Source organism: Nocardioides marinus, from assembly GCF_013408145.1.
Taxonomy (GTDB): Bacteria; Actinomycetota; Actinomycetes; order Propionibacteriales; family Nocardioidaceae; genus Nocardioides; species Nocardioides marinus.
Map to the genome: position 1 here is coordinate 3,222,871 of NZ_JACBZI010000001.1, position 11,795 is coordinate 3,234,665.

Consider the following 11,795-nt stretch of genomic DNA (forward strand, 5'->3'; position numbering starts at 1 on the left):
CCGTCCCAAGCCGGCAGCCTAGGCTGCAGATCACTGCCCCCTAGACAACAGGGACAGGACCCAAGCCCGGTATCCAGCGATCGCGGCATCAGCAGAGAGGGCCTCGCGGGCATACTTGAGTCCGGCGAAGCCCACGGCGTCGAGGTCGGCAACAGCAACAGCCTCGAGTTGGTCTGCCAAACGTTCCGGCTCTCCTGGTGTCACGACCGTTCCAGCTCCACTCATCGTAACCTCGTGGGCTGCCGCACTCTCGGCCTCCGTCACGGCAACGACCGGACGCGCAGCAGCGAAGTAGGTGGTGAGCTTCGACGGCACGCACATCTCCTTCATGCCCGGGCGCTCGTGCAGCAGGAGGGCGTCCGCTGCCGCCAGCGTGTCCATGAAGGATTCGGCTGGTAGGGCATCCATGAACTCGAGAGATCGGATGCCGCGTCCGAGTTCTTCGAGTGCCACGCGCTGACCGCCGTTGCCGATCAGCACCAACCGCACCGACGCGCCTCTGTCGTCCAACAACTGGGCGACTGGCAACAGGTGCTCGAGCCCCTGCTTGGCCCCCATGTTGCCCGCGTGCACGACCGTCATCCGCCCGTCATCCCACCCCAGTTCTCGACGTCGCGCCTCGCGATCCCCGGTGGCCGGCGTGACGTGGGTCCAGTTCGGGATGACAGTAAGGCCGCGTCGGTCCAGGCCGAAGTCACGGCTGATGACGTCGGCCATCCGCTGATGGATGGCCACCACCCCAGAGGCCCTGCGAAGCAGAGCCCGCTCGAATCTGTGCACCGCTCCATCAAACTTGCCACCGAGCAATCCGAGCTCGGCGAATGCCTTGCTGTAGAGGTCCTGCACGACCACGCCGACCGGCACACCCCAGCGTCGCCCCAGCGTCAGCGCTGAAGCAACCGGGGCCAGCGCGGGCGAGACACTGATGATGACATCGGGTCGGGCCACTCCAGGCGCCAGAGCCCGAGTCGTGAAGGCCGCCTCGCTGAGGATCCGTCCCACCCCGGTCGGGGTGCGGGGGAGGTAGTGCTTGACCCGGTGCACGCGGACACCATCGATCTCTTCCAGCGAGCGCCAACCTCCGTACCCGTCGGCCACCCTCCACTCCGGGTAGTGCGGGTGCGCCGTCACCACGTCGACGTCGAAGTCCTCGGTAAGGCCCGACGCCATTCCTGCCGTGTAGGGCGCGATGCCGGTCTGTTCGGGGGCGTAGTTGAGGCCAAGCACGAGGACGCGGGGTCGGGACATGGGTCTCCTCGGAGTCGTGGGCGTCGCCATTCTTCCTGGTCAGGCCTGAGGCGGTGCGTCGTCCTCGTCACGTGGCGACGACGACCGGCGTCCCGCGTAGTTCCAGGTGTCGAGCTCGCTGACCGTCGGTGCGCCCATGAACGGCAGCCCCTGCTCCTTGCGCAGGAAGCCCCAGATGATCGGGAGCAGGAGCAGCACGGCAAGGCCGACGACGGCGATGAGCACCGGGTGGGTCTCCTCGCGGCCCAGCGGCGCCCATCCGGCCTTGTCGAGCAGCGCGACGCCCGACATCGTCAGGACCACCACGATGCCGCGGCGGATGTAGGACTGCGGGACACGCGGCGCGATCTTGGCGCCCAGCAGCGTGCCCGGCACCGAGCCTAGGATCAGTGGGATCGCGATGCCCCAGTCGAGACCGTGGATAGCGATGTTGGCGATCGCCGCGGCCAGCACCAACGGGACAGCCTGCACCAGGTCGGTGCCGACCAACTTCACAGCTGAGAGCCCCGGGTAGAGCATCAGCAGGGCGATCATGATGACCGAGCCCGAGCCCACGCTGGTGATGCCGACCAGCAGGCCGCCGAGCATCCCGACGAGCAGCGTCGGGATCGGCCGTACCGGCGGGTTGGGGTCACCCGGGTCGCCGCCGGAGCGGACACGCCGGAGGTTGATGTAGAGCCGCAGCGCATAGGTCGCCGCGGCGAAGAGCAGCGCGAAGCCGATGCTCAGCTTGAGCACCCGGTCGAGCTCCTCGGCGTCGGTCGTAAACGCCTTGACCATGTAGGGCCCCACGAAGGCCATCGGGACCGAGCCGATGATCAGCCACATCGCGAGCTTGAGGTTCGGCGAGCCCTCCTTGGCATGCACCACCGCGCCACCGGTCTTGTAGACCGCGGCCGCGGTGAGGTCAGCCGTGACGACCGTGGCGGCCTCGCCGCCGCCCACGCCGAGGAAGATCAGCGCCGGCGTCATCAGGGCGCCGCCGCCCATGCCGGTCAACCCGACCACGACACCGACGACGAAGCCGGCGACCGCGATCGAGAGGGCCGTGAGGGTGAGGATGTCGATCACGCGGACCCCTTGGGGGCGAGGGCGGCCAGGGCCGCGCGGAGGAGGGACTCGATGTGGGCTGCGGCGCGCTCGCACGCCTCCGGGCCACGTCGGTAGGGGTCGGCCACGTCGAGGTCGGCAGACGCCGTGGTGCGGTGTGCGCCGACGGCCGTCAGGAGCTCAGGGCCGTGCAGGTCGTCCTGACCGGAGAGGGACTCGACGAACTGGCCCAGGGTGAAGACCTTGCGGAACAACGCCGGGTGGTCGTCGAGGATGAACTGCCGGTGATCGGCCTCGGCCGTCAGGACCACGTCGGCCCATTCGAGCTCGGCCTTCGTCAGCGGGCGGCTGCGGAACTCCTCGTGGCCGGCGATGCCTCGGGGCTGGAGGGTAACCACCATCTCGGGGTTCATCGGGTGGTCGGTGAAGCCGTGGGTCCCTGCTGAGCGGAACTCGATCGCGTCCGCTGCGCCGAGCTCGCCGGCCACGTGGCGGGCGGTGAGCTCCATGAAGGGGCTGCGGCAGATGTTGGCGGTGCAGACGAAGAGGACGTGGAGGGGGGTCTCGACGCCCGCTCCTCGCTGGCGCTCGTCGCTGCTCGACCACCCTGGTTGCGGGGTCTCGACGACGCTCGCTGGCGCTCGCTGCTCGACCGCCGGTGCGGTCGCCTCGTCGATCGTGGAGAGCGGGAGGTCGAGGTAGCCGGCGTCCTTGAGTGCCACGATGACGTCGTCGAGGGCGTCGGGGATGGAGCGGCCGGTGGTGTCGACGCGGACGTCGGCGTCCTCGGGGACCTCGTAGGGGCTGGAGATGCCGGTGAACTCCGGGATCTCCCCGGCGCGGGCCTTCGCGTAGAGACCCTTGCGGTCGCGGCGCTCGCACTCCTCCAGCGGGGTGGCCACGTGGACCAAGAAGAACGCTCCCCCGGCCTCCTCGACCATCGCGCGCACCTGCTGGCGAGTCTCGTCGAAGGGGGCGATCGGGCTGACGACCGCCAGGCCGCCGTGACGGCTGATCTCGGCGGCCACCCAGCCGATGCGGCGGATGTTGGTCTCCCGGTCGGCCTTGGAGAAGGTGAGCCCGGCCGAGAGGTTCCGGCGGACCACGTCGCCGTCGAGGCTGGTGATGGTGCGGCCACCCTGCTCAAGGATCTTGTCCATCAGCGCGCGCGCCAGCGTGGACTTGCCACTGCCGGAGAGGCCGGTGAAGAACAGGACGAGCCCCTGCTCGTCGGGCGCCGGACGGTCCGCGGCCACCACGTCGGCCACCACGTCGGCGTAGTCGCCGTCGGGGTCGTCGGCCAGCGCAACCACGGGGTCGCCGCCGGCGTACGTCGCCAGCACCTGGACGCCGAGCGCGTGGTCGGCCTGGGGGTCGTCGTGGGCGGCCAGCGGGACGGCGACGACCGCGGCATCCGGCAGTGTCTGGGCCACGAGGCGGGTCGCGCGGATCAGCGCCACCGGGGAGAGGTCCGGGGTCCCGGTGCCGACCAGTGCGACCAGCACGACCGGCCCGAGGCAGCGCACCTGGCCCACCTGCGCCTCGGTGAGGGCGTCGGTGACGGGGACCCAGGTGCGACCGGCGTACTGCTCGCGCGCCTGGGCCGGGGTCAGGTAGAGGTCGCGGAAGGGCCCGTACTGCGCGTGGGTGAGCGGCTCCACCGTGCCGCCAGGCACCACGACGCGCGCCAGCGGCAGGCCCTCGGGGTCGACGAGCTCGACCCCGCCGGCTGCCTCGGCGGCGGCATGCACGTCCTCGGGGAGGGTGAGCGAGATGAGGGACTCGAGGCTCGCTTCGCTCGCACCTCGACCAGCGGTGGGGCCGCCGGACAGCACCGTGAACGAGGTCAGGGGGGCGAGGGCACCGGTCGCGAGGAGCTCGAGGTCGTCGAGCTCGCGCGGGGTCGGGCAGAACTGCGGGAGGGCACTCACCCGAGTATCTTGACAGAAGTAGTCGAGTTTCAGGGGATGGGCGGTGCGGGGCTACGTTCGCGTCCATGACCTCGCTCCCCCGCTCCCCCCAGGCCGTGGTGGCCGAGATCGTGCGCTCCGGGTTCGTCGAGGGGCGCCACTACGGCTCTGTCGTGGCGCTCGCCGCCGACGGGAGCGTGGAGTGGTCGCTCGGTGACGTGGACTCCCCCGTGCTGCCGCGCTCCTGCAACAAGCCGCTGCAGGCCGTCGCGATGGTCGAGGCCGGGCTGGACCTGCCCTCCGACCTGCTCGCACTGGCCTGTGCCTCGCACTCCGGGGAGCCGATGCACCTCGAGGGCGTGCAGCGACTTCTCGAGCGGGTCGGGCTGAGCGAGGACGACCTGCAGTGCCCGGTCGACTGGCCGATGATCGACTCGGTGCGAGACGAGGCGCTGCGCGCGGGTGCCAAGCCGTCCAGGCTCTTCATGAACTGCTCGGGCAAGCACGCCGCGATGCTCGCCACCTGCGTGGCGAACGATTGGGACCAAGGGAGGTACCTCGACCCGGGCCATCCGCTGCAGCAGCAGATCCTCGAGACCTTCTCCCGGCTGACGGGAGAGCCCGTGCAGACCGTGGCCGTGGACGGCTGCGGGGCACCGCTCCTCTCCACCTCGCTCACCGGACTGGCGCGGGCCTTCCGGGCCCTTGCCGGCGCCTCCGGCGGCCCGCAGCAGCAGGTCGCCGAGGCCGTGCGGGCCCACCCGGAGCTGGTCTCTGGTTCGACCCGCGACGAGCTGGCGCTGCTGCGGGCTGTGCCCGGTGCGATCGGGAAGGCCGGGGCAGAGGCGTGCTACGCCGTAGCACTGCCGGACGGGCGGGCGTTCGCGCTGAAGATCGACGACGGGGGGGCCCGGGCTCGGCCCGTGGTGATGGCGGCTGCGCTCGAGCGGTCGGGGGTGCTCGACCTGGCGGGCGTGGACGCGGAGGCCGTGCGGCGTACGGGGGCGCACGTGCTGCTCGGTGGCGGGGTGCCGGTCGGGGAGATCCGGGCTGCGATCTAGGTTGCGGGGTCTCGACGACGCTCGCTGGCGCTCGCTGCTCGACCAGCACAGAGACTCGCTCGCACCTCAGCCGCCGGCCACGTCCCCATCATCTGTGCAGGCCATCTCGTAGGCTGCGGGCGTGCTGGACGTGCGATCGCTGGACCTGAACTTCTACCTCGTCGTGGCCTTCGTGCTGCTGGTGGTGAAGATCTTCGCCTTCGTGAACTCCCTGATGCACTCCAACCAGGAGTACGAGGCGGCCGGCAAGCTCACGAAGACCGCCTGGACGCTCATCCTCGGGCTCGGCGTGGTGGTGCAGCTGCTGCTGGGCGGGCCGTTGGGGCTGCTCAACATCGTCTTCACGATCGCTGCGTTCGTCTACCTCGCCGACGTGCGGCCGGCCATCGCCGGGCTGCGGCGCCGCTGAGCGCGCTGTGCGTGCTTTGTGGATGAACTGAGGATCAGCGCGGGACCTGGTGTGTATCGGCGTCCCTAGTGTCAGAGGAGACGAGCGGCGTAGGGCCGCTCCTGCTGACCTGGGGGATGACATGCAGGACTTCGAGATCCGTCCGTGGGGCGAGTGGCACGTGCTGGACGCCGGCGATGGGTTCAAGGTCAAGCGGATCGAAGTCAACCCCGGTCAGCGCCTGAGCTACCAGACCCACGAGCACCGCGCGGAGAACTGGGTCGTCGCTGCCGGCACCTGCACAGCGGTCATCGACGGCGAGACCGTCCTCGCGACCGCGGGTCAGTCGATCTACGTCGAGGTCGGCCAGCCGCACCGGATCACCAACATGCACGACGAGATCCTGGTGATCATCGAGGTGCAGCTCGGGGAGTACACCGGCGAGGACGACATCTGCCGGCTCGAGGACGACTACGGGCGGGCTCCGGCTGCGGTGTGAGGCTGGCTCCCGGGTCACGGGGTCTCGAGACGGCGCTGGCGCGCCTCCTCGACCAGCGGGAGGTCCGGTGCTGGCGCGCCTCCTCGACCAGCGGGCGCGGCGCTGGCGCGCCTCCTCCACCAGGAGGAGGGAGAGTGGACTCGGGGTCCGCTCCTCGCTGGCGCTCGTCGCTGCACGACCACCGGCGATAGGGGCTCCTGGCCCGCTGGTTGAGCGAGTCGCTGGCTGAAACATCCGTCGGTTAGGGTCTTGCGCAGACGCGCAGTCCCGGCGCGCCGACGAACGGAGTCTCTGTGGAACTGCGGGATTACCTGCGCATCCTTCGGCGGCGGTGGCTGCTGATCGCGACACTCACCCTGCTGGTCGTGGGGGCGGCGGCTGCGTGGACCTTCACCTCCACCCCGCAGTACCAGTCGACCGCTCGGGTCTTCGTCTCCACCTCTGCCGGCGACTCAGGCGAGACCGCCGGCGCCGCCTACCAGGGCGGCCTCTTCTCCCAGCAGCGTGTGACGTCGTACGCCGACCTCGTCGGCAAGAGCCGCGAGCTCGCCGAGTGGGTCATCGACGACCTGGACGTCGACCTCACCGCCGCCGAGCTGCTCGACGAGGTCGAGACCACCGTCGTGCCCGAGACGGTCATCATCGACCTGTCGGTGACCGACCCGTCTCCCACGATGGCGCAGGCGCTGGCGCAGTCCTACGCCACCGCCCTGAGCGACCTCGTCCGCCGCCTCGAGACACCCGCGGGAGCCAGCGTCCCCCTCATCACCGCCAGCATCGTCGACTCGGCCTCCCTGCCCACGGTCCCGGTGGCCCCGCAGCCAGTGCGCAACCTCGGCCTGGCCGTCGTGCTGGGGCTGCTGCTCGGCTTCGGCGTGGCGGTGCTCCGCGAGCTGCTCGACACCACCATCAAGTCCCCCGACGACCTTCGCGAGACCTCTGACGCACCGCTGCTCGGCACCATCGGCTACGACCCGTCGATCCGCACCGAGCCGCTGGTGACCTCACTGGCCTCGCACGCGCCGCGCGTCGAGGCCTTCCGCGTGCTGCGCACCAACCTGCAGTTCGTCGACGTCGACACCACCACCAAGGTCTTCGTCGTCACCTCGGCAGTGCCCGGCGAGGGCAAGACCACGACCGCGGTCAACCTGGCCATCACCCTGGCGCAGGCCGGCCAGAAGACGCTGCTCATCGAGTGCGACCTGCGCCGCCCCAAGGCATCCCTCGCCCTCGGCCTCGACAACTCCGTCGGGGTGACGACCGTGCTGGTCGGCAAGGTCGCCTTCGAGGACGCGCTCCAGGAGCACTCCGTCTCTGGGCTCACGGTCATGGGCAGCGGCGCTGTCCCGCCGAACCCGGCCGAGCTGCTGCAGTCCAAGGCGATGGCCGAGATGCTCACCCGAGCCAAGGACCGCTTCGACACGATCATCATCGACGCCCCGCCGCTCCTCCCGGTCACCGACGCAGCCCTGCTGTCGGTGCAGGCCGACGGAGCGATCGTCGTCGCCGCCCACGGAAAGACCACCCGCGAGCAGCTCTCCCAGGCGCAGGACCGGCTCGCCCAGGTCGACGCGGAGCTGGTCGGCCTCATCCTCAACATGACCCCGTCCCGTCGCCGGGGCGGCTACGGGTACGGCTACGGGTACGGCTACGGGTACGGCTACGCGCCCGAACCTGCGGTCGAGGCACCCAAGGGCAAGCGCCGCAACAAGGCGACCGCCCAAACCACCGACTGAGGCTCACCCGATCTCCGGTGCGCCGGCCGCGGACCGCGGACCGCGGTCACACGATGGCTGCGTGTGACTGAGCCGCCGGACCCGACCCTGCTGCTGCCTCCGCCGGGTGACGCTCAGCAGCCCCGCAGCGTGCTCGAGTAATCCCTCGGGTCGATGCCGGGCGTGACCCGCACCGGGATCTCGCCACGTCGCGGCACGTCGACGACCCAGGTGACGTCGGCCGGCTGGTCTGGCTCGAGCAGCAGGTAGGCGGTGCTGACCTGCCGGTCCTCGAGGAACAGCGAGCGCGGGCCGTACTTCTTGCCGCGGATCGTGAACGCGCGGATGCGACCGTCGGACGGGGTGAGGAGGCGGACCTGGACGAGCTGGTCGCCCGGCTTGGTCCCGGTGTTCACTCCACCAGTGATGTAGCGCGGCAGGGAGGACGGGTCGTCGGGCGGGGCCGAGACCAAGGTGGTCGTGACCCGCACACGAGCCGTCTCCGCCGTGCAGGCGGTGACCGAGGCGCGGGTGCGGTAGTCGAGGTAGTAGGACATCTTCGAGCCCGTGCCGTCCAAGAGCGTGACGTCGAGCCCCTTAGCGACGCCGTCGGCATCCCTGGTCGCGCCGGCCACGCGGCGGGCGGCGATCGTCTTCTGCTCGAGGTCATCGGTCAGGTGGACGGCCACCCGACCCTCGTCTCCGGCACGCACCAGTGCGCGGAGCAGCTCGCGGGGCTTGCCGATCTCTCCCGAGGCGACCTTCTCGAAGACGGTCTTGGCCACCAGCCGGAAGAAGGCGTCCTGCGCTGCCGGCTCGGGGAAATCGATGTAGGCCTGGTTGAGCAGGGTGTCGACCGCGTTGTCCGACGTCAGGCTGTAGTCGCCGACCTGCACCGGGCCCGTCACCCCCAGCAGGTAGGACACCGCCACCGTGTCCAGGGTCAGCACGCCGTCGAGCCGCTCCGGATGCACCTCCTCCCACCGAGCGCGCATCAGCTCGGCCGCCCGAGGCCAGTCCGGGGTGAAGTTGGCGTCCAGCACGAAGGTGCCGAGCTTCTCGGTGTAGACGGCCTTCTCGTCCTCGGTCAGCGGCAGCACGGGGGTGGCCCGCTCCCCGAACTGGTTCGCTGAGTCCTGGCGGCCCAGGGAGATCCGGCCGTCCTCGGTGGAGATGATCGACATCGCGCCGGGCAGACCGCCGGTGGCCCGGATCTCGGCGTTGTTCTGGAAGACCAGGAGGTAGTTGCGGCGCTCCTCGGCGCCCAGCACCTCCGGCAGCAGGCCGACCGTGACCTGTGCCGAGTCCATCGCTCGTGCGGCGTCACTCACCAGGGAGGTGAGCTCGCGGTACTTCACACGGAAGCGGTCGATGTAGCGGGAGCTGTCCTCGGCCTGCAGGTCCTCGCTCGCCGCCATCAGCGACTCCGCGGCGATGGCCACCGGCTGCTGCAGGTCACGGACGGCGTCGGTGTCGACCCGGCCGTCCTTGGGCAGCAGTCGGTCGAGTTGGGTCGCCGTCTCGGCCAGCGGGCCGACCCCGTTGTCGGCGAGGTCGGAAACGACCCGGGCCGCGGTCCGCACACCCGAGGCGTCGTCCCCGACGTACGGCACCCAGGTCGCGAGCGACCAGAGGGGCCCGTCCGTCAGGTCGGCGGATTCCCCCGCACTCTCCTGCAGCGCGGACAACGCGCCGTCGATGTCCTCCTGCTCGCCCGACTCCAGCGCCGTCTGCAGCGCCTCGGCGTCCCGCACCGCCTGCTGGAGGGAGTCGTTGACCTCCATCGCCCTCCAGCCGACCAGCAGGCCGAGCACGACGAGGAGCAACAGGAGCGAGCCGGCGGAGAGCAGGACGACGCGTCGGCGAGACATGCAGAGACCCTATCGACGGAGGAGGGGACAGATGGCCGGTGTCCGGACGCACGACGACCCCCGCCCGAGGGGCGGGGGTCGTCGGGTGCCTCAGGGAGTCAGCGTCAGATGGAGATCGACGACTTCGACTTGTCGCAGGGGTCCTTCTTGCCGCGCTGGTAGAGGAAGATGATCTTCGTCGTACCGGCGGGAACCTTGCCATTGAAGGCCACGCGGTTGTCAGCCGGCTTCGAACGCTGGCGGGCGACCTTCTTACCGGCCTTGTAGATGACGACGAAGCGGCCGGTGCACTGGCCGGCGTCACCCTGGACACCGGACTTGACGATGATGCGCTTCTTCTTGCCCGGCTTCGGGTCGGAACCCTTGACCTTGGGCTTGACGTTGGTGTCGGTGGTCGGCTCGTACTTAGCAGCGAGGGCCGGCGCGCCAACGAAGGACAGCATGAACCCCGCGAGGATCGCGACGATGAGCTTCTTCATGATTTGAGACTCCCCATGTGGCGCCTGGGCACCTAGCGGACTGGGTCTGGACGGAGTAAAGACAACCACACCCGGGGGGTGGTTGGCGAGTTGATCTCGGGAATCGGGCGGTTCCGATGGCAAAGTTCACCGGAACTCCCGCAGCGTAACCCGGACGTAACGCGATGTTGGGCTGGTCTGGACACTGGATCGCCGGTCTGCGCCTGCGGTGGGCTTGCCTCTCGCTGGGTCTCGACGACGGCTCCTTGTCGCTCGCCTGCTCGACCATCAACACACGAGCCGCCCGGCCCCATGGAGGGGCCGGGCGGCTCGACCGCGCATGGGCTGATCAGCCGACGGAGATCTCGACCTCCGCGACGCTGCCGGTCTGGGCCTGGACGACCCGGTCGACCGGGTCGGCCTTGGGGGCCAGGGTGCGCAGGGTCCACTCGCCGTCACCGGCGAAGAAGCGGAAGTGGCCGGTGGCCGAGGTGGGGACCTCGGCGGTGAACTCGCCGGTGCGGTCGAGCAGGCGCACGTAGGCGTTGCCGACCGGCTCGCCGCCGCGGACGACGCGGCCCTGGACCACGGCCTCCTTGGCGACGTTCACGCCGTCGAGGGACAGGCCGCCCTCAGTGGCGCCGCACATCAGGCCTCACCCTTCTCGTCACCCAGGGAGACCGGGACGCCGACGAGGGAGCCGTACTCGGTCCACGAGCCGTCGTAGTTCTTGACGTTCTCCTGGTCGAGCAGCTCCTTGAGGACGAACCAGGTGTGGCTCGAGCGCTCGCCGATGCGGCAGTAGGCGATGGTGTCCTTGCTCCAGTCGACGCCGGCCTCGCTGTAGATCTCCCGCAGCTCGTCGTCGGACTTGAACGTCCCGTCGTCGTTGGCGGCCTTGCTCCACGGCACGTTCGCGGCGGTGGGGATGTGGCCGGCGCGCTGCGCCTGCTCCTGCGGCAGGTGCGCCGGAGCCATCAGGCGGCCGGCGTACTCGTCGGGGCTGCGGACGTCGACGAGGTTCTGCGTGCCGATCGCGGCGACGACCTCGTCGCGGAACGCGCGGATCGAGGAGTCCTGCTCGGTCGCGGTGTAGGAGGTCTTCTCGCGACTGGGCAGCTCGTCGGTCAGCTCGCGGGAGTCCAGCTCCCACTTCTTGCGACCACCGTCGAGGAGCTTGACGTCCTGGTGGCCGTAGAGCTTGAAGTACCAGTAGGCGTACGCGGCGAACCAGTTGTTGTTGCCGCCGTAGAGGACAACCGTGTCGTCGTTGGCGACGCCGCGGTCCGAGAGCAGCGCCTCGAACTGCGCCTTGTTGACGAAGTCACGACGGACCTGGTCCTGCAGGTCGGTGGTCCAGTCGAGCTTGATGGCGCCCTTGATGTGGCCCTTGTCGTAGGCGGCGGTGTCCTCGTCGACCTCGACCAGCACCACCTTCGGGTCGTCCAGGTGCTCCTCCACCCACTGGGCGGAGACGAGGGTGTTCTCGCGGGTCATGGTTGATGCCTTTCGATCGAGTACAGCGGTGTGGTTGCGGTTGCTTGGTGGGTGGTCTCGACGCGCGTTCGGCGCTGGCGCGCCTCACTGCTCGACCA

General features: G+C 69.8%; 11 protein-coding genes. 4 read left to right on the top strand and 7 right to left on the bottom strand.

The features are described 5' to 3' along the window. Positions 1–30 precede the first annotated feature (30 nt). Genes BKA05_RS15275 through cysC form a run of 3 tightly spaced genes read right to left on the bottom strand, consistent with a single transcriptional unit; the run spans position 31 to position 4,229 of the window. Positions 31–1,248 (bottom strand): glycosyltransferase, encoded by a 1,218-nt coding sequence (locus tag BKA05_RS15275; RefSeq protein ID WP_179532195.1) that lies wholly within the window; start codon positions 1,246–1,248, stop codon positions 31–33. A gap of 39 nt (positions 1,249–1,287) precedes the next feature. Further along, positions 1,288–2,319, bottom strand: a complete 1,032-nt coding sequence (locus BKA05_RS15280) for a TSUP family transporter (protein WP_179532196.1) — start codon at positions 2,317–2,319, stop codon at positions 1,288–1,290. Further along, positions 2,316–4,229 (bottom strand): adenylyl-sulfate kinase, encoded by a 1,914-nt coding sequence (gene cysC / locus BKA05_RS19810; RefSeq protein ID WP_179532197.1) that lies wholly within the window; start codon positions 4,227–4,229, stop codon positions 2,316–2,318. The genes BKA05_RS15280 and cysC overlap by 4 nt, the downstream gene beginning before the upstream one ends. Positions 4,230–4,294: 65 nt before the next feature. On the opposite strand from cysC, the gene BKA05_RS15290 reads away from it, so the two are divergent. From BKA05_RS15290 to BKA05_RS15305, 4 genes are all read left to right on the top strand, one after another. Next, positions 4,295–5,269, top strand: coding sequence for an asparaginase (locus BKA05_RS15290; protein WP_179532198.1), 975 nt, complete (start codon positions 4,295–4,297; stop codon positions 5,267–5,269). 121 nt (positions 5,270–5,390) lie between these two features. Beyond that, a complete protein-coding gene (locus BKA05_RS15295) occupies positions 5,391–5,678 on the top strand; it encodes a DUF2516 family protein (RefSeq protein ID WP_179532199.1) in 288 nt (95 codons plus the stop codon). A gap of 121 nt (positions 5,679–5,799) precedes the next feature. After that, positions 5,800–6,156 (top strand): phosphomannose isomerase type II C-terminal cupin domain, encoded by a 357-nt coding sequence (locus tag BKA05_RS15300; RefSeq protein ID WP_179532200.1) that lies wholly within the window; start codon positions 5,800–5,802, stop codon positions 6,154–6,156. A gap of 293 nt (positions 6,157–6,449) precedes the next feature. Then, on the top strand, positions 6,450–7,892 hold the full coding sequence (locus BKA05_RS15305; RefSeq protein WP_179532201.1) for a polysaccharide biosynthesis tyrosine autokinase: 1,443 nt from the start codon (positions 6,450–6,452) through the stop codon (positions 7,890–7,892). 113 nt (positions 7,893–8,005) lie between these two features. Here the strand turns inward: BKA05_RS15305 and BKA05_RS15310 are convergent, their stop codons facing one another. The 4 genes from BKA05_RS15310 to BKA05_RS15325 all read right to left on the bottom strand — a co-directional run bounded on the left by BKA05_RS15310 (position 8,006) and on the right by BKA05_RS15325 (position 11,697). Then, complete coding sequence (locus tag BKA05_RS15310; protein ID WP_179532202.1) at positions 8,006–9,742, bottom strand: DUF4012 domain-containing protein; 1,737 nt, start codon at positions 9,740–9,742, stop codon at positions 8,006–8,008. A 104-nt stretch (positions 9,743–9,846) separates the two neighbouring features. Further along, on the bottom strand, positions 9,847–10,221 hold the full coding sequence (locus BKA05_RS15315) for a hypothetical protein (RefSeq protein WP_179532203.1): 375 nt from the start codon (positions 10,219–10,221) through the stop codon (positions 9,847–9,849). A gap of 328 nt (positions 10,222–10,549) precedes the next feature. Continuing rightward, positions 10,550–10,849: a DUF1416 domain-containing protein gene (locus tag BKA05_RS15320; RefSeq protein ID WP_179532204.1), complete on the bottom strand. Its 300-nt coding sequence runs from the start codon at positions 10,847–10,849 to the stop codon at positions 10,550–10,552. Further along, complete coding sequence (locus tag BKA05_RS15325) at positions 10,849–11,697, bottom strand: sulfurtransferase (RefSeq protein ID WP_179532205.1); 849 nt, start codon at positions 11,695–11,697, stop codon at positions 10,849–10,851. The genes BKA05_RS15320 and BKA05_RS15325 overlap by 1 nt, the downstream gene beginning before the upstream one ends. Positions 11,698–11,795: the final 98 nt, after the last annotated feature.

Excerpts from the sequence above, each read along its gene's own strand:
- BKA05_RS15320 (WP_179532204.1), bottom strand. The coding sequence starts at position 10,849 with ATGTGCGGCGCCACTGAGGGCGGCCTGTCCCTCGACGGCGTGAACGTC.
- BKA05_RS15275 (WP_179532195.1), bottom strand. The coding sequence starts at position 1,248 with ATGTCCCGACCCCGCGTCCTCGTGCTTGGCCTCAACTACGCCCCCGAA.
- BKA05_RS15310 (WP_179532202.1), bottom strand. The coding sequence starts at position 9,742 with ATGTCTCGCCGACGCGTCGTCCTGCTCTCCGCCGGCTCGCTCCTGTTG.
- BKA05_RS15325 (WP_179532205.1), bottom strand. The coding sequence starts at position 11,697 with ATGACCCGCGAGAACACCCTCGTCTCCGCCCAGTGGGTGGAGGAGCAC.
- BKA05_RS15315 (WP_179532203.1), bottom strand. The coding sequence starts at position 10,221 with ATGAAGAAGCTCATCGTCGCGATCCTCGCGGGGTTCATGCTGTCCTTC.
- BKA05_RS15300 (WP_179532200.1), top strand. The coding sequence starts at position 5,800 with ATGCAGGACTTCGAGATCCGTCCGTGGGGCGAGTGGCACGTGCTGGAC.
- BKA05_RS15290 (WP_179532198.1), top strand. The coding sequence starts at position 4,295 with ATGACCTCGCTCCCCCGCTCCCCCCAGGCCGTGGTGGCCGAGATCGTG.